The organism is Candidatus Thorarchaeota archaeon (genome assembly GCA_021498125.1).
Lineage (GTDB): Archaea > Asgardarchaeota > Thorarchaeia > Thorarchaeales > Thorarchaeaceae > B65-G9.
In genome coordinates, this window is the sequence record JAIZWL010000001.1 from 1,140,365 (window position 1) to 1,161,934 (window position 21,570).

The window sequence follows — 21,570 nt, forward strand, 5'->3', positions numbered from 1 at the left end:
TCAGATCATTGGTGTCGCTTCTGCGAACTCACTATCGAAACTAGTTGTCATATCCTCCAGCAATTTGGGGTTTGCTTCGTGAGGAATATACTGTACCATCGGTTCAGGATAGTAACTGATGACCAAGATTCCTATGTCACTGTTCTTCAAAAATGCCTCATAGGTCTTCTCGGTTTTTGAGCGTAGACGTATCTCTACGTTATCTGATGTCACCTTCATTAATTTGTAGAGCCTTCTCGTCACCTCGTAACTGGCGCGATCTATTAATTTTTTATCCGGTCCAAGTACCTTTACGAACGCGCCACGTACTAATAGGCGTTTCAGCATCTTCATTGTAACGCCGTCTTCTTTAAAGAAGCCTTTCTCTCCCCACCTCACAGACACCCTTATTATATCCCCTTTTCGTATGCGATTGACAAGTTTTTCATGAAGAAGCTTGATGAGTTGATTTCCACCTCTAGAGAATGATGACGTAGGTGGTTGTTCTTGTCTTAATAAGCGGGTTATGAAAAATGCGGACGTTTTTTGCATATCTTCTTGTGTAAGTTCTTCGAGAAGTCTTTTTCTGGCCTCTTGTTCGCGTTTTTGGAGTTTAAGTTCATTGAGCTTGTTTGCTTTTAGTCGGGATATCAGTGCGCGTACATATACATCATTAGTGTAGTACAATGTGCTGTCCGGTTCACGGATGACCTGAATCACGCCCTCCCTCTGTAGATCCAATAATATCTTGTATAACGAAGTCCTTCTTCCGGGAGTATCATGGCGGATCCCTACAAAATCTCCTAATTCATTGAACGTGAGTGGGTGGTTGGCCTTTCCAAGCGTGAAGAGAATTTTATATCTCTTGGCTTGTGGATTCACACCTAGTATCTCTGCAAATTCCTTCAGGCTCTCTCTATATGTAGTCGTTCTTATTTCCCCCCTTTCTTGTGAATCCTTGCTATTGCTCTAACAATTGGATTGTCTGGTTTCAGACCGATCTTTGTTGCTGTCGCGCTTGTCAATAGTTCAAATGGGATCGCCTTCTTCCATGTTCGATCAAACACTTGGTTAATGCTGTCTATTAAATCCGCATTGAACTCTCTCGTGAATAATGTTGTCACAACAGGGTTTTCAGTCAGAATCAGTGCAACACGTTGATCATTCAGGCTCACATGATTATACGTGCGAGGTCCGTTTGTGACTGCAAGTAAGAACTTTCCTGGGCTCTCTTGATTGATACGATGAATCATTTGGAAGAACTGTAACATTGCTGACTCATCGAGTATTCCCTCTCTCTCATCAAGCAACTCGAGAAAATCTGATGTGATTATATATCTGACTTCAGCACCATTCATTGCCGCATCGATAAATTTCCGTGTACGCTCGAACCCTCCACTCACCAATGTTGTCACATACATCGCAGTCGTTCTGATAATGTCCCCCTTGCCAGCTGGCCTAGTGATATTGTTAAGAAGGAGCCGGTGCATCCCCTCTATCCCCTTGGCGAATCTCGTTGTAATGGAATCTTGTTTCCCCGAGATTGAAAAGACAATTGTTTCAGCGAGTTGAGAACAATCCACATTTTTTATTTTCTTTATCTTTTCTGCTATTGCCGCCTGCTTTTGCTCAAGAGACTCCAAAATTTGGTACTGAATATTTTCAAGTGCATCTACTATAGTATGCACATCTATTATGTACTTGCGGCGTGACGCGGACGGGTCCTCGACTTTGACTATTCCCAAGCGTACAAGTTCCCTAAGATCACGGTGGAGTCCTACTCTTCCCGGTACGGGGTCTATGTGCTGTGTCTTTAGCTCCTCGTAGATCTCTCCAAATCTCAGAGGCTTGATCGTACTATCTCTCATAGACAACATAATCTTGATAATAGTGATATAGCGATTCCATTGTTTAGAATCTTGGTCAAGTCCAAGGGCCTTCAGTTCTTTTGCAAACTTTTTATGCGTCATGTCGATCATCCATTGTTCGTACCGATGTCATACTTGTAGCTTTATAACAATCAAAAAACAACATCTCTTTATATCCTTCTAGGATGAATAATTTGTTCTTGTACTATTACAGGAATGCATGCGGTGATCGTTTGTGCTTTCCAGTTGGAAGGCCCTGACGCGGAAACCTTGCGGGGCACAGGCTAGAAATAGCCTGCGTTACGAAGCAGGGAAGCGGGGGGCGACCCTGCTTCACTATTTTTCAAGCCCCGCTCTCTATTCTTATGAGAGTGGATCATATCACATGAATCATAGACCACTGACTGCAATGCTCTTGAGATAACCTTTGCCTATTCTCATTGCCATTGGTAGGAAATCTGTTAACAGCTTCATGACCGTCCCGAGACTCACATGGCCCTGAACGACCTCATTTAGGGTAGTTGCATCAAGCTCGCTCAAGACGATCTCGGCTGCCTCAATTGGATCATTGAACATTGCATACTTCGAGACCGCCCACATGCCCTTTCCTGTATTCTGAATATTATTTGCCAGTTTGGATGCTCTGTATTCTTTCTCATAGCGATAGACGCTCTTCTGTGAAAAGTCCTGTTCTTCTACCATGCGTCGCGCGTGTCTTGCAAGAAGCGTTCCTGCATGGAGGCATGTTGTTACACCGCCACCCACGATCGATGAGACCTGTCCCGCCGCATTTCCTACAAGTGCAACTCCTGCATCGGTAAAGCGCGGGATAATTCCTGCGCAGGGGACTACTCCACCATTTATCGCGGCGATCTTGGCATCTCTCGTCTCAGGATGGGTCTTCATGTATTTGCGTAGCACATCCTGCATTGGAGGTAAACGATTCCATTGGTCTTGGCTCGATGGGACTCGACCTATTCCAAGATTGACCTCGGTCTCACTGCGCGGGTACAACCAGAGGTAGCCAAGACCCACATCGCGCCCGACATAGAAGTACGCGGTGTTTGGATCTATTCCTTTGCACCCTTCGAGTTTAAACCTGTACCCATAGCTGAGAAGCCATTTGGGGTGAGTGAATCCCGCGGTGGCCGATACTCGACTGAAGGACCCATCTGCGCCGATGGTGAGTGGCGCTTGGACTTCTTCGGAACGATTGTATACCACTCCTGTGACCTGATTATCTTTCTTGATCACCCTGTCCACCCGTGCTTGGTACCTGAACTCGGCTCCATCTGCAATGGCTCTGTCTCTCATCAGCTCTTGGCACTTGTCCTCGTCAAGCAGGTATGAGTTTCCAAGGAGTGATCGGTCAACCACGATATTCGCTCCGGTATCGAGGCTTTCTCCAATGATCGCAGTGAACTTGTTGCCAACATACTCGGAGTCCGGTTTAATCCGCAGTAATTTGATGGCCTTATCCGTGACCAGCTCTCCCATCAATGAATCTGTCACTTTCGCTCTCTTTTCGAGAACCAGCGTCTTCAATCCTCGTGCTGCTGTCTGTTCAGCAGTCTTTAATCCAGCAGGGCCTGTGCCGGCCACCACAATGTCATAGGTCATCTTTAGCACCTTACGAATTATAACACAACGAGAAGCTAGTGTTCTTATCTGTTACTGCTACAGGTAGATACACATAAAATGGACACATTAAAAGGGCGTTGTTGCGACTATACCTTTACCTCTCAGCGAGTGGTCAAGAATGAAGGCCCGAACAATTCTCTACTCCCTCTATATGGTATTCTCCATACTGATCAGTATCACAGTTGCGGCATTTCCTACAAGCCTTCTCTTTCTCATTCTCTTTCAGAATGTGGATTCCGCACTTGATCAGTTCGGCTTTCTCTTCCCATGGCTCAAGACAGAGTTCCAGACTATTCTGGGTCCCATAATCCCTCAGTTCTTCCTTCAGCATCTCTGGTTCTTTGTGTTCTTTATTCCCATAGCCTTTCTCTGCTATGCGATATTTTTGGGAACTTTGCTGGGGATGTTCCTTCTGTCTCGACGAGGTATTCCATTCCTGAAGGATGGGTACTATCCGATGGAGACCGAGGCTTGGCTGCTCTACGAGTATTATGAGATCTACTATGTCATCTTTCCTTACTTTGCATGGTTCTTTTCGGTCTTCTTAGATACCCGCCCGCGTCATACGCTATTCGGGGCCAAGATCGGAAAGAACACAGTTGTTGGAAATGGGCGACTATTCAATCCCGAACGAACCATTATTGGGGACAACTGTTTCTTTGGGTATGATGCGATATTAAGTGGCCATGTATATGAGAGTGGCCGTCTATATCTTAGAGAGGTACGTCTGGGTAACAATGTCACGATTGGTGCCAATGCAGTGGTCCTTGCAGGTGCGGATATTGGCGATAATGTCATAGTTGCAGCCAATAGTACTGTTCCCAAAGACAAGAAGGTCCCTCCCGACACGATCTGGGTGGCCGGAAGAGCCATACCTCGCAAGAAGACCCTGACGCTTACCGAGCTCGCACGACTGGGTATTCCTGCTGTTCCTCCTGCTGTCAGTTCTGAGATCATCGATGATACACAGGATGAACACACGGAAGAAACAACTGAGCAGTGAAGGTGAACTTATGATATTGTTGATGTTTCATCTAGAGAGTTTTTGGTATCGGCCGAACGAGGCCGACGAGGCGATCAAGGACGAGCACCGTTATGGTGATTCTATACTCGTCTGGATTCAAGCAGAGGAGCGCGACGAGGAGAACAGGACTGCGGTCTTGAGAAAGATGGTGAAGAACATTCGTTGGCTTGCCCAAAAGGTCGGCACAAAGACTGTCATCCTACATTCGTTTGCTCATCTCGGTCCGAGCAAGGCTGACCCCAAGGTGGCTGACGAGATCATCGAGGAAGTTGCGGAACGATTGCGGGCCCGCGAGTTCGAGGTTCATATCGTTCCATTCGGGATCTTTCACGAGTTTGCCATGCATGTGCGGGGACCATCCATTGCGAAGGTCTACAAGGCTTTCTAGATGACTTCTTAACGGCTCGTGACGATGAGATACTGAAACCGATGACCGAGACAAAAAGCAAGTACACTCCACGTGGATATCAGGAGTATCTCCTTGACAGGATTGTTCAATTGAAGGGGACCAATCTTCTACTCGAGCTTGATTGCGGTCTCGGAAAACGATTCATCACCCATCAGATAATCACAAAGCGGTTCCCGGATCTAAAGTTCATTATTGTTGTACATTCCTCATCATCGCTTGTTGAGACCGTTGACTACCTTCGTGGAGAGTATGGGGGTCTTGATGACGAGCTTGGAGAACTGTCCTCTCGCGTCCCGAGTCGACGGCGTGTTCAGATGCTCGAAGATAACCGGATCATCGTATCTACACCCCAAGTTCTTGCTGGAATGCTCCAGAAACATCTGGACCACTTTGAGTCGTTCGATGCCGTGCTGATCAATGAGGTCGATACTCTGATCAGAAGGACCAGTGGCCGCACCACGCTGATATTTCCATGGCCTACTATTCTCTCACTTACCGAGGGGAAGTGGATAATTGGAATGAGCGGCACTCTGCGGGATGATCATGCAGTCTTCAATGAAGAGCAGATCGAGATTCGTAGAGAGTTGGTCACTCTCCAGAAGCATATCCGCGATGCTGTAGTGATCTCCATGGATGAACTCTACGGGACCGATGTGGAGGACTTTCTGGAACCAACTCTCCTGAAGGTCGAGCCCGTGGCCGATACTAAGATTCGATCGATAGCCCACGTCATTGACGAGATCATTCGTGACACACGTGGGGAGATTCGACAGCAACTTGACGAGGAGGGGAATCTTCACCTTATCGGTGATGATGTTCGACGGATCCATCTTATGCTCGAACGGCTGCCCATTGACGATGAACTGAAGGGTCGCTATTCAGGTCTTCTGATGCTACGAAAATACATCTATGCTATGCCACCCCACCAGTTCCTGCGTATGTTCCGTGGCAAGACCATCACCCACTACTTCGATGTCGCCGCACTTCGTCGCACGTTTCCAAAGGTCTCCTCAAAGACTTGGAGAGTCGTGGAGATCGCTAAAGATCACACAAAGACGCTTGTCCTGACCTCCTATCTTGAGATGGTCTCTCAGATCAAGTGGGCTCTTGAAAAGGCTGGTCTGCAGGCGCTCACGATCACCGGGCAGACGCGAAATGCGCGGGATGTTCTACGCCAGTTCCGTGAGGATGTTGATGCTCGGGTCTTGGTACTCTCCCCTGTTGGCGAACGCGATCTGGATATTCCTCAGGCTGAGGTCATGGTCGTCTGTGACACGATCAACACGACCAAGACAATGTATCAGAAGTTCAAGCGTACCCGCGGTGGTCTTGTTGTGCTTCTTGTCTATCAAGGAACGTATGAAGAACGAAAGGCGCATTATCTGCTCAAATCGGTGGCCGAAAAGTATCCGTGGTCTGTGACGATCGCGGAATAGTGAGATATGGCCTTCGGAGACCGTGTTTTCTCATTCCTCCCAAGAGTTATTTATGTTAGTACGAATTATTTCGATGATTGGAATGAGGAAATCTGTGCTCGTTTGTCTTATTGCGTTCATGATTGTGTTTGCAGGTGTGATATTATATTATTATACGCATCGGCCAATACATCTCAATGCTACAGTTGTCTCACAACTGACAGGCCAAGATGCGCTTAACAATACGCAGACTGTTGATGTCAATGGAACAGACCTTGGGATTGTGTTCGATCATCAAGGTATGCTCTACTACATGTTTGGCGACACGTTCGGTTGTGGTACTGGGTTCGCGTTGAACTGGCGTTCTAACACACTGGCCTATTCTACTGACACCGATCCAAGTGATGGGATCATGCTCAAAGGCTGGATCATCCAACCACGCTCAACGTATGCAAAGGAATTGATTGGAAGTCTGAAACAGGATAATGTCGAGATGACCTCCATTCCCACAGCCGTCTATTCTGACAACCACACGATCTACGTCTACTATATGAGTGTCAAACATTGGTCCTCAACTGGTGGAATGTGGACATGTAACAATGCAAGTATTGCGTACTCTACAGACAATGGTCAGAACTTTGTCAAGGCGGGGAATATCAGCTGGCCCGGCGACAGTAATTTTGTGCAATTCGGTGTTGCTCAAGGAGCTCCTTCTGATCAACTCATATCCTCTGGTGACTACATCTATCTGTTGGCCACCGGAAGTGGTCGTTTCAAGGGGGCCTATTTGATGCGTGCTCCCAGAAATGCCCTGCTCAATCAGCTTGGTTACTCGTATTTTGCAGGTCTCAATTCGAGTGGTGGTCCCACTTGGACATCGGACATGACTCAGGCTCAGTTGGTTCTCCAGAAACCTGTTGGTGAACTCTCAGTGATGTGGAACTCGTACTTGAACAAGTGGACTGTGTGGTACACTAATAATGTAGCCTTTGCAATAACACTACGAACTGCTGATAATTTATGGGGCCCATGGAGCGATCCGGTCATCGTGGCCGACGCCAAGACATACCCTGGTCTATACGGATCATATGTGCATCCTTCTCTTGTAGAAAAGAGTGGTTCTGTTGTATATTTCATTATGAGCCGTTGGAGCGTCTACAACACCTTTGTCATGCGTGTTGATCTATCTCCGATAGGGCCACCTGTCAGGGCCACAACTCTATCTCCCCAAATGTATGCAATTCCCCGATCGCAGTTTCGAGACCTCTTCTTCGCTTCAACATTACGATTATAAGCTCTGTCTGTTTGATTGCCAGCGAATCACATTGTCTTTGGAATTGGGTTCGAGCATAGGCATTGGATTGGACATTGCAGAGGTCAATAGGTTTCGAAGCTTGGGTGTCACACACCCCTTCTTTACACGTGTCTTTACGGTTTCCGAACGCGACTACTGCATGACATACTCCGACCCATTTCCCCATTTTGCAGGGCTATTTGCTGCAAAGGAGGCCGTGATAAAAGCACTCTCTCATCAGGCATATCTTCCCCTACAGAGAGTTGAGATCCAACATTCTCCCTCAGGTTCCCCTCAGGTCAGTGTCCCTGTTACTATTACACGGTCTATCATTCTGAGTATATCTCATTCCAGCCAGTATGCTGTTGCAGTGGCTCTCTCCCTGAGCCCGAATGGCACCATCGACCCCGACGAATTGCATCTCATGATCGAGACTCTTGCTACTAAAGCACTGCCAATGGAGGTTTCCCAAAGTGAGTGAGAAACTTGCCAAACTATTAGGAGTCGTCCGGACAGATCCTTCCTATCTTAACTTATGGAGCACCTACAAACGAATCCAGACAATGGATCTCCCCACCCCAGACGACCTTAACAAGATCGTACGGCTTGCAGTCATTGGGTCATCTACACTCGAACCGCTGGCAGCCTGTGTGGATGTCAAGACACGACTGCTTGGATTATTCCCCATCACCTTTGTTGGTGGTTTCAACACCTATCGGCAAGAGGCCCTTGATCCCTCTTCTCCATTGTATGCTCACAATGCTGATGTGATCATTCTATCCGTGGACGCTTGGTCTCTGCTAGGTCAGATGTTTATAGCCGAGTTTGTGAGAATGTCTTCTGACGATAGGCGTGCCGCCTTTCAGAAGATTGTTGATGATGTTGCTTCTGTGGCCGAGGCTCTTGAAACGAAGACATCCTCTCTCATCCTCGTCAATAATTTCATTGTTCCAACTTTTACTCCCTTGGGTCTTGTGGATAACAAACAGGCGTATGGTCTTCGTGATCTCTTTCGAGAGGCGAATGCTCAACTAGAAGAGCGATTTCGTGCCACGAGCCGAGTCTTCGTTGTGGATCTTGATACTGTCGCAGCCTCTTTTGGTAAGGCGAATGTAGTCAATTGGAATACCTACTATCGTGGCTCAGTCCCGTTCAGTGAGGGATTCACGCCCATACTTGCGGATGAGTATTTACGGTATATCCGGGCTCTAAAAGGCCTGACGAAGAAGTGCATAGTTTTGGACTTGGACAATACGCTCTGGGGCGGGATCATCGGGGAAGACGGCATGGAAGGGATCAAGCTTGGAAATACCTCTCCCGGTAACGAGTTTGTAGATTTTCAGAGAGCATTACTCTCACTGTACAATCGTGGTGTGATTCTTGCTGTCAATAGCAAGAACAATCCTGATGATGCTCTTCAAGTGCTTCGGGAGCACCCGTATCAAGTGCTTCGTGAGGAGCATTTTGCAGCTCTCAGGATTAACTGGCAGAGTAAGGTGCAAAACCTCATAGAGCTTGCTCATGAGATCAATATCGGTCTTGACAGCATGGTCTTCATAGACGACAATCCCGTTGAACGTGAGCAGGTCCGACAGGCACTGCCAGAGGTTCTGGTTGTAGACCTTCCAAAGAATCCACGCCTCTATCGCGCCACACTTGAGGATCTTCATGTCTTTGATGTTCTCTCCCTCACGGCTGAAGATATGCGTCGTGGGGAGATGTACGTGGGTAAGCGGAAACGTGCCGAGCTAGAGCGATCAACAGGGTCTCTTGAGGATTTTCTCAAAACACTGGATCTGAAAGTTCGCATTAAGCTTGCTGACGATTTTGATACCCCGCGAGTGGTTCAACTTATCGGCAAGACCAACCAGTTCAATCTCACGACCCGCCGGCACACCGATGCCGAAGTCCAGCAGTTTCGCAAGTCGCCTGATCACCGTGTCTATAGTCTGGCTGTCCGCGACCGCTTCGGGGACGAGGGAGTTGTCGGTGTGGCGATTACTCGTGCTGAGAAGACTGACTGGATCATTGACACACTTCTGATGAGTTGCCGTGTCATAGGTCGTAACATCGAGACCGCCTTTCTTGCGAAGATTATTGCTGATGCACGCGAGGCAGGTGCGAAGCGTCTTGTCGGAGAGTACATTCCAACAAAGAAGAACGCTCCAGCGAAGGACTTGTATGAGAGGCACAACTTTACGCTTCTCGGTACTGAAGGCGATGTGACACGTTGGGCCTTGGATATCACAGAAAAGACCATTGAAGTACCTGAATACATAGAACTTGTCGAGGAATGGCCATGAGCAGCACCGATGAACGACTGGTAGAGATCGTTAGCAAGGTCCTCTTGCTCGATTCGGAACAGGTGACAGACAGTCTCCGCAGAAAGGAGTATGAGCCGTGGGACTCCATGGCCCACCTTGTCCTCATCTCGGAGATCGAGAACGAATTTGGAATCTTCTTTGAAGACGAAGAGGTCGCTGATATCTGGACAGTAGGTGACTTGAGAAAAGTTCTGGCCTCAAAGATCAGTTAGTCTCGTTTTGCTTTACGGGCTGGCGTTCAAGTCTCTGGACCATTCTTGCAGGATTCCCGGCGACCATTGTCCACGCTTGGACATCACGGCTGACCACTGCTCCAGCCGCCACAATTGCTCCCTTTCCGATTCTGACCCCGGGCAGGATAATTGCTCCACTGGCGATCCACGCGCCGTCCTCAATGACGACCTTCTTTGGCGGATTGCTATAAGCTCCTGTAAACCTGTGGTATGGACTTGTTCCCGAATGGGCCATGATCTGCACGCCCGGACCTAATGAGACCCAATCGCCAATCTCGACCATGTCTGGATGTTCACTGTCGATCTGAACAAGATAACCCATAAAGACCCCCTTGCCAATCTTGACACCACATCTTCGATGCACCGCTGCACGAAATTGCCAGAACGGCGAGAGCCACGCCAAGACTCTGAGAAGTCGTCCCATCAGTTTACCCATTCTAATCACTTCTTGTCAAATAGTATTTCCAGATCTGTCTGCGTAGGTAATCTGAGAACACCCAATTATCAATGTCTCCTGTCAGAAGAAGACAAAATGAGGCACCATCTCTCCATTCACCCTTTTGTTTCCATTGTTGTACAGCCTCTGTTGGAGTAGGACACCACCCGTTTAGCTGTGTAGCATATTCGACAAGTTCTCTCAGGCAGCCAACATATTTCCGCTGGCCGATTCTGATTGGGTGCAGGTCGAACATGATGACCCCTCTATGCATGGATGCCTTCTTGACCTCATGCTTGAGCCGACGTGTGATCTGTGGCGGCGTCATTCCAAGCGTGTCGATCATTCTATCATCGCTCCACACATTTAATGGAATGAAGACTGTGTCCGATTGCCTGCCATCGATAGGTACCTGAAAGAACTGTGTTCTCTCCCGGTGTTCAGGTCTATACCCGAGACCTCCGTCCCAGATTAGTCCGTGTCTATCTATGAGTTCCGGCATGTCGTCTGTGTAATTATCATAGGGTGCACGAAAGCCTGTGATCTTCACGCCTATCTTTTGAAAGGCCTGCAGGCTTCTACGAAAGTCCTCTTCTCTTGCACTCGCTGAGATCTGTGGATATCTGATATGATTGAACCCATGACTGGCCACTTCGTGACCCGCATCAGTGATCATTCTGATAAGGTCAGGTCTCATAGTGGCAACAGCAGCCACCGTGGGAAATGCGAACTTGGCATCGAAGGGTTTGAGGGTCTCAATTATATTGTTTAATAATTCTTTGAATGGTCTTCTATGAAGACTCATCATCTTGATAAATTGACGTGGGGCTCTGACGCCCCAACGTTTCACGAGTTGTTGTGCATACCTTCCCGTGGACAGATCTCAGACCTCACCATTTTGTACATGCTGAATCATCGTATGCATTTCATAAGAGTTGCGGACTCTCATTTGGCAATGAATTCATGAGCAATGAGTTCAAACAGCTCGTCTGTATATTGACGATCGACCTTTGCTTGGATATAGTTGCAGAGTTCAATGAAGTCCTTTGTTCTTGCATCTGCATCTGCACTACTGGCCAATATCTTCTTGGTAGTCTTGACCACCTGTCGAACGACATTTTTGGCATGTTTGTACTCCTTCACAACCTTTGCAGTCTCCTGTTCAATCCTCTGTATCTGGCTCTTTATCCTGATGTCTGAGATCTTGTCACTTCCTAGCGACTTAACGAGATCCATCAATACATCAAGGATGCCGTTCTGAAGCCCCGCTATTAATGCCTCGATCTCATAGGCTGTGAACTTTATCTCGGTCTCATTTACGGTGATCGACCATTTCAGATCACTGCTTCTATTGATTGTGATTTCTCGGTCGTCTATGTTCATATGTTCGACATAGAACCTGCTATCAACGCTGCTCACCAGAGAAGTCTTGAGCAGTGCCGCCTCCGTAATCTTGATCTTGGCACTCTGTCCACCATTCATGATGACAAGACAGAGACCGTTCTGTGGCTTGACCTTTTGGACATAATCTGATGCAGGGGCGACCTCGACAGGTGGAAGATTCTTGAGCAATTTTGCGAGATCACGTACTTCCCTTTCAGTCATGAAGTACTGCTGGTTATCACCTGCAATCACGATAGTTCCATCTTCACTTCGTTCAAACTGAATTTTGTTGCCTCCGCCTACACCCGTTGTCTTGTGATAGACCTGTTTGTAGTTTCGGGCGGTCTGAGCAAGTTTCTCTAATGCTGCTGCTACCATATGGGCTTCTCCATACCCAATTGTGATCTCAGCAGATCCATCCGTGGCGCGACCGATGCCTAATGCACCATCTCTCCTTATCTTGACGTACATGATTAGACCCACTCTGACGTACGGGTTACTACAAAAAACTGTTGTGCATACAACATCAAGGTAGAACAAGTGCGCAGAAGGCTGTCCACCTTCTGCGAAATCAACTGTATATCATATCGAGTCAGTGACATCGAACTTGAGGGTTCCTGCCTCCTTAGTCTTCAGGGCGATGTCGATCTTGTGTTCGCCTGCTGCTAAGGGATCCCCCTCAACTCGTAAGGTGATGTCTACCCCGACCTTTATCATGAATGGGCTGCTCTCAGAGACCTCTGAGGCCTTGACCTCAACGCCTTCCGCCTCGATAAAGGTGCTATCTAGAGGAATCTCCACATCGTCAATCTTGATTGGCTCCATCCCGATGGCTGTGCCTTGGGAGAGAGCGTTTTTCAGTTTGAATGAAAAGCCCTTGTCTGTATTAGTAAGGCTTTTCTTGACATAGAGCTTCCTCAATAGGAAACTTGGAATCTGCATAATTGTTCCTCCATATAGACGTACTTAATTTTCACAGCCCCCTCATTTTTATACATTCCGAACTGCATTATTCTCAATTACAATTTTGTTCTCTTATCTATTGGCTCGTGTGATCGAGAACTGGCCTGACTGTGTGAGCGTCAGTCTAAAATAAATAAATGACGCGGACTCGCCGCGTCACATTCGTCTATAAATCGCCAGGCTTGAGAAGTCTTGTCCGGGCTTGGAATATTGGTCCCGAGATTCCCATCACTATTTTTACGAAGTCTGGATCCTCGCTGACAAGCCCGATCACATCCCGGTCGTTCGCGGAGGCAGGGGCAAGCATGATCTCTTCGCTGTCCATGATACATGCATAGATGTCCTTCTCATTGCGAACTCTCACGCGCACATTACCTCGGCCGACTAATGGACCCGCTCGTTGTTCGAGTGGTCCTCCTTCCGTCACTACGAGTTCGACTCCCACGCTCGATTTGAGTTCAACAAGTAGTTCGGTGGGAATATCGTTCGGGTCGGGGATGATCATCGTGACCTTTGATTTGGCACGTTGGACCATGTCTTTCATGTGCGCGAGCACTGCACGGCGTGTGACGACCATCCATGTCTTTCTTGCACCCGGATAGTCTGACTTTTGTAAGGTGTCAAGTACCGTGGTCAGAATATTGGCTACCTGTGAGCCGCTATCTACAGACGTTCCCGCAAAGGCCTCCTCTAATGTCTGTTCCGTGAGACCCAGCATTGGACTGCTCTCCGTCTCTGTGAGGAGTTTCTCCAGCGTAGTCTTGGCCTCGGCCACACTGCCCTCAAGTGCATTATATCCCTCAGTGATCATATCCACCAGAGCACTCTTGAGGGCGTCGAGAGAACTGGTCGTCTTGTCAAGGCTTGCGTCTACGAGCTCCACCGCCCGTGTCTTAAGTTTATCACCAGCGTCGGATCCGGTTCTCTTCAGTCGTTCTCCCAGCTCGTCCATGTTTGTGCGTGCCTCCTCGATTGTGGACTCGACCGCTGAACTTCTCTGTGATACGACTTTGTCTACTTCGCCCTCAGAGCGATTCACAATGGACTCTACGTGCGTTCGCATCTCTGTGGCCTTTTCGCCCAGATCCGTCTTGACCCCTTCAAGTGTAGTATTGATTCCTGATGTGAATGCAGTCTTTGCTTCTTCGAGAGCGGCTGCTACCGAGCTGAGGTCGTTATTGACAGTCTGTGATGTCGTCTCAAGAGCGCCACTTGTGGTGTTCTTTGTCTCGGCAAGTCGCTGTTGTGCTTCCTGATCGATCTCACTTAGACGATCCATAATGGACGTCTTGGCAGATGTGCTCTCTTGGTGAAGCGAAGAGGTCCCATCCTCAATGGTGCCTGTGAGCGCTGTTGAGATGGACTCTACAGTCTGTTGGACCGAGTCATGTAGTTGTTGTGAGTCCTGCGAGACCTTCTGGAGGGCGGCCTCTGTGGCCTCCGCAGTCGTGCGTGTAAGATGATTGACTGTTGCGCTCGTCTTGGACTTTGTAGTAGTCACTGCTTCTGCGATATTGGTTGTGATGTTCTCGAGAATTGTTCTGGTTTCGGTGGCCGTCTGTTCCATTGTCTGACGGCTTGCTGCAATGGTCTCCTCATGTCTGAGCTGCACGTTATTGACGGTCTGTTCCTTGACAGTTCTAATCTTATCTAACATTGCAGTTCTAGACTCAGCAGTCCTCCCAAGTAGTGTACTCACGGACTCGGCCTCACGAGATATCGCTGCATTAATGGAGGACTCAATCCGTCTTGACATATCATCATGTGCAGTCCTGTACGTGGTGAGTTGTTCCGAAAGTGCGTTCTCGATCTGTTGGAGCTGGTTCTCAACAGCCTGCATGATCTCAGAGACCGCAGACTCCGCCATCGACTGTATTTGCTGTGTCGCCTGACTGGTGGCTGCTTGAATTCGTGACTGAAGATCCTCTGTCAGTGTTTTCAGTTCGTCTGTGGTCTGCGACGCATAGGCGTTGACCTTTGACTTGAGGCTCTCTGATATGGTTGTGAGTTCACGAGAGAGTGTTGCTCTTGTATTATCAAGGAGTTCGGTGTTGGTGTTGAGCGATTGTCTATTCAGTTCAGTTAATGAGTTGCCCGTCTGATGGAGCGAGTCTTCAAGGGCGCTCTTCAGTTCTTCAAGGCTGGCCTCTGTGGAGCTGATGAACTCGTTGGTAGCCACCTCTGAACTTCCCACTAATGTGTTGCCAGCATCTTTGGCTATCGTGCTGAGAGATTCCGAGGTGCTGACAATGGTCTGGTCCTCAACACGTAGGAACCCTTCGATCTGATCCGAGAGCGAGTTCTTCGCTGTGTCCACTGTAGTGGCAAGCTCGGCCATTGTTGTATCTAGATCGGTTCTAAATTCTTCAGTGAATCTTTCATGATCTTGGCTCATCTGTTGGACTATCTGTTCCAACTTTGATTTGTGATCCACGAGTAGACCATCGGTACTACTCTGAAGTTCCTCTAACTGGGATACTCCCTGATTCTTTACAGTGTCAAGGCCCTCGGCCATACGACTGGTGATGTTATCAATGATTGTACCCAACGTGTTCTTGGCATCTGTGACTGTGGACTCAATTCTCTTTGTTGCATCTTCCACTGTCGCTGTGGTAGAAGTCCCGGCCGTTCCGATGTATTGAGTGACATTTTCTTTTGCGGAGTGGATAGACGCTACAGCCCTACTGTATTGTGTTTCGGCAGTCTCCTGAACAGTCAATCCTTGAGCATCAATGCTTGATCCCGCTCTCTCCTCAAAGGTGTCCACCACCGAGTGCAGGTCATTTGACGTATCCCCTGTGATGCTCTTTGCGGAAGATGCCCATGACTTCATGTCGGCTATCAGTGAGTTGGCAATGCTGGCGATACTGTTCTTTGTATCTGCTATGACCGGATCGATCATGTGTGGCAGTTCGCTCTCCCATTCACCAAGGGTCGCTTCTGCTTGAGTTGCAAACACCCGCTTGTCCTCGGCTAATGTCCCTTTTGCGGAGGTGAGCGAATTCTCCACTTGTGAAACGCTCTCACCTTTCTTGGAGGCCATCCTCTCCGCCTGTGCTGTCAGATCCCCTGAGGCCTTGCCTGCACTCTCTACCAGTGCATCACGTACTTTCTTTGAGGCCTCAGCGACCTGCGACTTCAGATCATCCCGGATCTTCCCAATTTGGGTTCCCAGATCTCTCAACTCAGCAGCGAGCCCCTCGAAGGGCGGAACTGCTTGGTAACGCGGAATTATCCCCGGTAACTCGATTGCGAGTTTCATGTCAACAAGGTTCTTCACTAGTTCCTCAGCCTTATCATAATCGACATCAAGTAATAGGCTCACATCGCCTGTTGTGATGTTGCCAGTTGCAAGCATGAGCGAGTATGTCTTCATTCCGTGCTCATCGAGTCCGGTAATTTTATCCACGGCATTCTGTTCTGTCATGTTTCTCCTCATCCCAAGAATTACGGTCAATCTTTTTTGAGCCCTGTTCCCAATATCTCTTGTGTATTTTTTCTTTACAGAGCCGCATTGAATACTCGTTTCTTATCTGCGAAAAGTTATATGTGGATTTGGAATGACACACTCAAACGCCTCAGTGGGGAAAATAATGCAATTCTTTAATCCATTTGATATGTCCGGAATATTTGGTTTCGCAATGCTGATGTTTCTTATACCAATCATCTTTTTTGTTATCATTCTCATTGTGGTCCTAAAGTTCGCAACTGGTGCTGGCAATGCGGTAAGCACGTTTGTAACAAGTATGCCAAGTTTTGCCGATGCGAGTGCTCCCTCTGTACGTTCAGATGGTGCTGATCTTCGTACTGTGCGCTTACCTGCCAAGTGTCCATCCTGCGGGGCCGATCTCTCGACTGAGAGCATTGACTGGGTGGGGCCGCTTGAGGCAAGGTGTTCCTATTGTGGCGCGACTGTGCGAGCCAAATTTGAACGCGTGTGACAGTAATATTTTAAATATGACCTTATTAGAATTGATAGGCTATCAAAGTCCATCCGACAACATTACATGATATTACCTGGAAAACATCATAGTTATTAGACCTGTACTGTTATGAATGAGGTACGTGACCACCGTGACCGTAGCGCTAGAAATGAAACATGATGGGACATCCTCCCAAATAGACCTCTCCATTAATGATCTAAAGGCCGATAAGGTCTATTGTGTTGTTGATGAGAAGAACCGATCTATCTATATTTGGCAGGGCCGTGATGCTGGAGTGCGCCACAAGTTCGTAGGTGCCACAGTTGCCCGGGAGCTCCGCCTTGAACAGGGGCCGCACTTTCGAGTAAAGGCTGTCCAACAGGGCGAAGAACCACAATCGTTCCTGCAATTATTATGATCTGTGACTCGCCACAACATTCTATAGAGCTTCATCTCTCCTCATTGATGAGGTAAGCCCTATTGAGAGGTCTAATGAAGACTGCAAGAGGTCCAGATAATCTGGAGTTACGCGAAGTTGATGAACCTTCACCTCATCGTGGTGAGGTGCTTGTGGAGGTGGCAGCCGCAGGGATCTGTGGTTCTGATGTCCACATCAAACACGACACTGCTTTCTATACGCCTCCTGTGATTCTCGGTCATGAATATTCGGGGCGTGTAATTGCAGTTGGGGAAGGTGTTGAGAACATCCAAGTTGACGATCAAGTTGTAGGTCCTGCCACAGCGTATTGCGGTCAGTGCTATCACTGCAAGACTGGCCACATGAATCGATGTACTGCTCCTGACAAACGGATTATTGGTGTATCCCGTGCTAATGGTGCATTTGCAAAATACGTGGTCATTCCCGAATATATTGTCCACAAGATCCCAAAGGGTCTCTCACTGGAGGAGGCAGCTCTGTCCGAGCCCACTGCCTGTGTAGTACATACTCTTGTTGAGGAGACCCCCATTAAACCTGGTGACACTGTATTGGTGCAGGGTCCCGGCACGACTGGTCTTCTCTCTATTCAGATTGCCAAGGCCATGGGTGCTTCACGTGTCATTGTTACAGGTGTCACATCTGATCGTTGGAGGCTCGACATTGCAGAGAAGATCGGGGCGGATCTGACAATTGATGTTCAGGCGGAAAAAGATGCTGTCGATATAGTACGTGATTATACCGATGGTATTGGTGCAGATGTTGTCATTGAGGCCTCAGGTGCAGGGCCCGCAAGGCGACAGGCCTTTGAGTTTGTCAAGGTGACAGGCTATATCTCCCTCATTGGTCTACAGGGACGACCTGTCGATGTGAACCTTGATGATATTGTGACAAAGGAACTTCATGTGCTTGGGACCTGGGGAACACTCCCCTCTACGTGGGTGACCACACTCAAGATGATGGCCTCTCGGCAGATTGATGTTGCCCCCCTGATCACCCATCGTATCAGTCTGAGTGAGTGGAAGAAGGGATTTGAGTTGATGGAGTCCCAACAAGCGATAAAGGTCCTATTTACCGACCTGAACTAGAAGGTCATTTCTTTCGCGGGGCCCATTCATCAAGAGCATCTTGCACATGTGCGATGTGTGACACTGCTGGGCCACCGCCCATTACAATGGCAACACCACAGGCCTCCATGATCTCATCTCGTGTTGCGCCCGCCTCAATCGCCTTTTTAGTATGATATACAATGCACGACTCACAAGGTGCAAGAACTGAGGCGACAATGCAGATGATCTCCTTAAACTTGGCTGGTAGTGCACCATCCACATGAACGGTCTTGAGAAGATCCGTGTACGCATTGCGTGTGTCGGGAATATCTCTGTTTAGTGCTCCGAAGTGTCGCATGAAGCTCTTCAGGGTCTTTTCCACATCATTCATCGCAAGGTCTCCGTGCTAGCTGGTGAGGGTCTATCGTGATACGGGATAGCCCAGATTCCACTCTGGCTTCGAGTAGCGAGTTCGATATAAAGCCTCTGCAAGGTCCATCTCATTCCTCTTCCACGAACCCCTCTCTAGCTCGCACTGAGTGATCTTCTCAATCACATTAATTATGGTGTTCTTGATCTCATCTGACGATGGAGGATCTTGTAGCTCCCGAATGATTGTCGTGACGGTGTCCCTCTTACTCTCTAGGCACCTCGTCATATTGGGCTCCCGTAAATAGACTGGCTGATTCTCTGATGGCATGAGCGACATCGCAAGCCTGTCAAGATCCGCATCAATCAAAAGTGTCCCGTGGATAAATGACACCCCTCGTTTTATCCATCCTGCAGTTCCAGTGATTTTTTTCCCATTAATTCTGATGCACGATCTGTACGAGTCGAATGTGCTTGGAATTCCGATCTCTCTGAGACCAGTTGCTATCCCACCTATGAAATTGAAGTATAGCTCTGGCAATGTTCGTGACACGTACTGTTCTGACTGATCCATGCATAATGCGAAATTAAGATTCCCAAGATCGTGGAATACTGCTCCGCCTCCTGTAAATCTTCGCGCAATCGAAATATTATTATTATTGCAGTACTTGAAATTCACTTCTTTATGAGAGCACTGAAACCTTCCAATGACGACCGCGGACTCGGCCCTCCAGAATCTTAGTGTGCTGATCTTCTCATGGCGCTGGGCATTTGTTCTCGCAAGTGCCTCCTCAAGGGCAAGACTGTGGAATATGTCTTCTTTTCCCTCATCGATGAGTCGCCATGTCACTAATCATTCCTCTCGTTTCAGGAATCAACAAATTGTACATCTTGTGAACAATGGGGGTTTTTGCTTCACGTTCCACGATCGAGATTTAACCGCATTAATGGACGGGCCTATACGCGCTCATATGTCAGGAAGAAACTCTCTGATGTGTTTTTCCCATTTTGGTGCTAGGATGAGGACCTTACGAGCACACTCTTCAGCCTTGGCCTTCTGGCCTAGCTGATGATGGAGTTTTGCCTTGTAGTACCATGCCTTTGCAAAGCCCGCGTCGAGCGCAATTGCCTCTTCATATGCCTCCAATGCTTTGTCAAACTCGCCTTTTTGTTCGTATACCCGTGCAACATTGAACCAATCGTACTGTGTTCTCTCTTCAATTTCGGCAGCCATAATGACCTCTCCTTTTACACATAATCTGAATGGTCCCTTATTAATTATGAGTCACTGTCACTCTCTGGCGGTGGGAGTGGACATCCAGAAGGAGATGGTGGTCGCCGGTGACTGCCGATCACCGGCTTAGCAGATGTCGTTTATGAGGCAAGACACGGGATGATGACGAAGCACCGTGTCACTTGTTGATGCTCATAATGCAATTTAAGGTCGCCATAATTAAGCGGTTAGATTTTCAGAAAGAACGGATTCTCAAGAGTATCCTTTAGAGCCGCAAGGAATTGTCCAGCAGGTGCACCATCGAGAATGCGGTGATCAACAGCGCAGCTTGCCATCATCATGTGTCTGATGACTATCTCATCGTCCACAACAACTGGCTTCTTCTTGATCTGTCCTAATGCCAGAATGGCGGACTCTGGGGGATTGATGACCGGAATGAAGAGGTCAACACCAAACGATCCAAGATTTGATATGGTAAAGGTCCCTCCTGAGAGGTCGCCTGCGTCAAGGGATCCCTCGCGTGCTTTCCTTCCGAGGGCCTTTGTTTCCTGAGCTATCTGAGATATTGATTTCTTATTTGCCGCTTTTACAACAGGCACTATGAGACCATTGTCTGTAGCCACTGCAACACCAATGTTGATGTCCTTGAACAGTCGGAGCTCATCTCCGACAAGAGTAGCATTGAATCGTGGGAATCGCTCTAAGACATCGGCAACGGCCTTTATGATTATATCATTGAATGAGACCCGAATCCCAAGTTCTCTGGTCGTGCGCTCATTGATCTCCTCTCGGAGGGCGACAACCTCTGTCATGTCGATCTCCGTGATCATGGTGATGTGTGGGTTCTGGGCGCTCTGAGTCATGCGGCGGGCAATCATCTTTCTTAGGGGTGTTAGGGTCTCAACACCTGCAATAGTCCTCTCGTCAGCCGCATCAATTGCGGGTACAGCTGCTGGGGTCGGTGATGACTCTGCTGCTGCAACGACATCTTTCTCGACGATTCTGCCATCAGGACCAGTTCCCCGGACATATCGCAGATCCACTCCAAGCTCCTGTGCTCGCTTCTTTGCGCGCGGAGAGGCCTTGATCCTCCCTGTTGATGGGACTGTTGTCGTCACTGGTTCTGCCTTACTGGTCGCGGCTGTAGGCTCCTGAGCGGTCTGGGTTGTTGTTGTAGGTGCGGCTGATGCTTCCGTCGCCTTTGAAGGATTAAGTTTACGAGGTCGTGCGTCAGGGATTTTTTCACCCGGTTCTCCGATGTATGCGATTGGTTCACTGATTGGAATCTCGTCATCCACATCTGCAAGAATCTTGAGGATTACTCCATCAGCAGGTGCCTCCAGCTCGAACTCATTCTTTTCACCAAAGATCTCTACAACGGGGTCTCCCGCCTTGACCTTGTCGCCCTCTTTTTTCAACCACTTGAGGATGACTCCATATTCCATGGCAACACTCATTCGTTGCATAATCATTGTTGTGACCATGATTTTGACCCCGTGATTCACTTGTGTGTTCTTTTGATTTCTTACGGATGAGTTGGTTGCTGGATTTGGCTTTTTAATGGTACTGTTTGGTTTGTTCTGTTCTGGT

The 21,570-nt window shown here is 48.2% G+C and carries 21 protein-coding genes and 1 pseudogene; 10 read left to right on the forward strand and 12 right to left on the reverse strand.

Translation table 11 applies throughout. The features are described 5' to 3' along the window. The 3 genes from K9W43_05490 to K9W43_05500 all read right to left on the reverse strand — a co-directional run bounded on the left by K9W43_05490 (position 1) and on the right by K9W43_05500 (position 3,467). Positions 1 to 861: a hypothetical protein gene (locus K9W43_05490; GenBank protein ID MCF2136680.1), complete on the reverse strand. Its 861-nt coding sequence runs from the start codon at positions 859 to 861 to the stop codon at positions 1 to 3. A gap of 50 nt (positions 862 to 911) precedes the next feature. Further along, a complete protein-coding gene (locus K9W43_05495) occupies positions 912 to 1,949 on the reverse strand; it encodes a hypothetical protein (GenBank protein MCF2136681.1) in 1,038 nt (345 codons plus the stop codon). A 288-nt stretch (positions 1,950 to 2,237) separates the two neighbouring features. After that, positions 2,238 to 3,467: an NAD(P)/FAD-dependent oxidoreductase gene (locus K9W43_05500; protein MCF2136682.1), complete on the reverse strand. Its 1,230-nt coding sequence runs from the start codon at positions 3,465 to 3,467 to the stop codon at positions 2,238 to 2,240. Positions 3,468 to 3,606: 139 nt separating this feature from the next. On the opposite strand from K9W43_05500, the gene K9W43_05505 reads away from it, so the two are divergent. The 7 genes from K9W43_05505 (at position 3,607) to K9W43_05535 (ending at position 10,166) form a co-directional block, all read left to right on the forward strand. Then, a complete protein-coding gene (locus tag K9W43_05505; GenBank protein ID MCF2136683.1) occupies positions 3,607 to 4,491 on the forward strand; it encodes a hypothetical protein in 885 nt (294 codons plus the stop codon). A gap of 22 nt (positions 4,492 to 4,513) precedes the next feature. Then, positions 4,514 to 4,900 carry a threonyl-tRNA synthetase editing domain-containing protein gene (locus K9W43_05510; GenBank protein MCF2136684.1) on the forward strand — a complete coding sequence of 129 codons (387 nt, stop codon included), beginning with the start codon at positions 4,514 to 4,516 and terminating at the stop codon, positions 4,898 to 4,900. Between the two features lie 41 nt (positions 4,901 to 4,941). Further along, on the forward strand, positions 4,942 to 6,357 hold the full coding sequence (locus K9W43_05515) for a DEAD/DEAH box helicase family protein (GenBank protein MCF2136685.1): 1,416 nt from the start codon (positions 4,942 to 4,944) through the stop codon (positions 6,355 to 6,357). A 94-nt stretch (positions 6,358 to 6,451) separates the two neighbouring features. Then, on the forward strand, positions 6,452 to 7,630 hold the full coding sequence (locus K9W43_05520; protein MCF2136686.1) for a DUF4185 domain-containing protein: 1,179 nt from the start codon (positions 6,452 to 6,454) through the stop codon (positions 7,628 to 7,630). A gap of 43 nt (positions 7,631 to 7,673) precedes the next feature. Beyond that, positions 7,674 to 8,111, forward strand: coding sequence for a 4'-phosphopantetheinyl transferase superfamily protein (locus K9W43_05525; protein MCF2136687.1), 438 nt, complete (start codon positions 7,674 to 7,676; stop codon positions 8,109 to 8,111). Further along, on the forward strand, positions 8,104 to 9,933 hold the full coding sequence (locus tag K9W43_05530) for an HAD-IIIC family phosphatase (GenBank protein ID MCF2136688.1): 1,830 nt from the start codon (positions 8,104 to 8,106) through the stop codon (positions 9,931 to 9,933). Before K9W43_05525 ends, K9W43_05530 begins: the two co-directional genes overlap by 8 nt. Then, positions 9,930 to 10,166, forward strand: a complete 237-nt coding sequence (locus K9W43_05535) for an acyl carrier protein (protein MCF2136689.1) — start codon at positions 9,930 to 9,932, stop codon at positions 10,164 to 10,166. The genes K9W43_05530 and K9W43_05535 overlap by 4 nt, the downstream gene beginning before the upstream one ends. On the opposite strand, the pseudogene K9W43_05540 reads toward K9W43_05535, so the two are convergent. The 5 genes and pseudogenes from K9W43_05540 to K9W43_05560 all read right to left on the reverse strand — a co-directional run bounded on the left by K9W43_05540 (position 10,159) and on the right by K9W43_05560 (position 16,396). Continuing rightward, positions 10,159 to 10,356 (reverse strand): annotated as a pseudogene (locus K9W43_05540) (acyltransferase). The gene K9W43_05535 and the pseudogene K9W43_05540 overlap by 8 nt on opposite strands. A 268-nt stretch (positions 10,357 to 10,624) precedes the next feature. Then, positions 10,625 to 11,473: a polysaccharide deacetylase family protein gene (locus tag K9W43_05545; protein MCF2136690.1), complete on the reverse strand. Its 849-nt coding sequence runs from the start codon at positions 11,471 to 11,473 to the stop codon at positions 10,625 to 10,627. Between the two features lie 95 nt (positions 11,474 to 11,568). Continuing rightward, the gene (locus K9W43_05550; GenBank protein MCF2136691.1) at positions 11,569 to 12,477 is read right to left on the reverse strand and encodes a hypothetical protein; all 909 of its coding nucleotides are present in this window, start codon (positions 12,475 to 12,477) and stop codon (positions 11,569 to 11,571) included. 111 nt (positions 12,478 to 12,588) lie between these two features. Next, positions 12,589 to 12,948, reverse strand: coding sequence for a hydroxymethylglutaryl-CoA reductase (locus tag K9W43_05555; protein MCF2136692.1), 360 nt, complete (start codon positions 12,946 to 12,948; stop codon positions 12,589 to 12,591). A 187-nt stretch (positions 12,949 to 13,135) separates the two neighbouring features. Continuing rightward, positions 13,136 to 16,396 carry a hypothetical protein gene (locus K9W43_05560; GenBank protein ID MCF2136693.1) on the reverse strand — a complete coding sequence of 1,087 codons (3,261 nt, stop codon included), beginning with the start codon at positions 16,394 to 16,396 and terminating at the stop codon, positions 13,136 to 13,138. 133 nt (positions 16,397 to 16,529) lie between these two features. Between K9W43_05560 and K9W43_05565 the strand changes: the two genes are divergently transcribed. The 3 genes from K9W43_05565 (at position 16,530) to K9W43_05575 (ending at position 18,416) form a co-directional block, all read left to right on the forward strand. Further along, positions 16,530 to 16,910 (forward strand): hypothetical protein, encoded by a 381-nt coding sequence (locus K9W43_05565; GenBank protein MCF2136694.1) that lies wholly within the window; start codon positions 16,530 to 16,532, stop codon positions 16,908 to 16,910. Between the two features lie 124 nt (positions 16,911 to 17,034). Then, complete coding sequence (locus K9W43_05570; protein ID MCF2136695.1) at positions 17,035 to 17,310, forward strand: hypothetical protein; 276 nt, start codon at positions 17,035 to 17,037, stop codon at positions 17,308 to 17,310. Positions 17,311 to 17,384: 74 nt separating this feature from the next. Beyond that, complete coding sequence (locus K9W43_05575; protein MCF2136696.1) at positions 17,385 to 18,416, forward strand: zinc-binding dehydrogenase; 1,032 nt, start codon at positions 17,385 to 17,387, stop codon at positions 18,414 to 18,416. Positions 18,417 to 18,420: 4 nt separating this feature from the next. Here K9W43_05575 and K9W43_05580 read toward each other — a convergent pair whose 3' ends face one another. From K9W43_05580 to K9W43_05595, 4 genes are all read right to left on the reverse strand, one after another. After that, entirely contained in the window at positions 18,421 to 18,768 is a 348-nt protein-coding gene (locus K9W43_05580; protein MCF2136697.1) for a carboxymuconolactone decarboxylase family protein, read from the reverse strand. Between the two features lie 30 nt (positions 18,769 to 18,798). Continuing rightward, positions 18,799 to 19,596 (reverse strand): lipoate--protein ligase family protein, encoded by a 798-nt coding sequence (locus K9W43_05585; protein ID MCF2136698.1) that lies wholly within the window; start codon positions 19,594 to 19,596, stop codon positions 18,799 to 18,801. A gap of 117 nt (positions 19,597 to 19,713) precedes the next feature. Further along, positions 19,714 to 19,980 (reverse strand): tetratricopeptide repeat protein, encoded by a 267-nt coding sequence (locus K9W43_05590; GenBank protein ID MCF2136699.1) that lies wholly within the window; start codon positions 19,978 to 19,980, stop codon positions 19,714 to 19,716. Between the two features lie 227 nt (positions 19,981 to 20,207). Beyond that, positions 20,208 to 21,464, reverse strand: coding sequence for a 2-oxo acid dehydrogenase subunit E2 (locus K9W43_05595; GenBank protein ID MCF2136700.1), 1,257 nt, complete (start codon positions 21,462 to 21,464; stop codon positions 20,208 to 20,210). Positions 21,465 to 21,570: the final 106 nt, after the last annotated feature.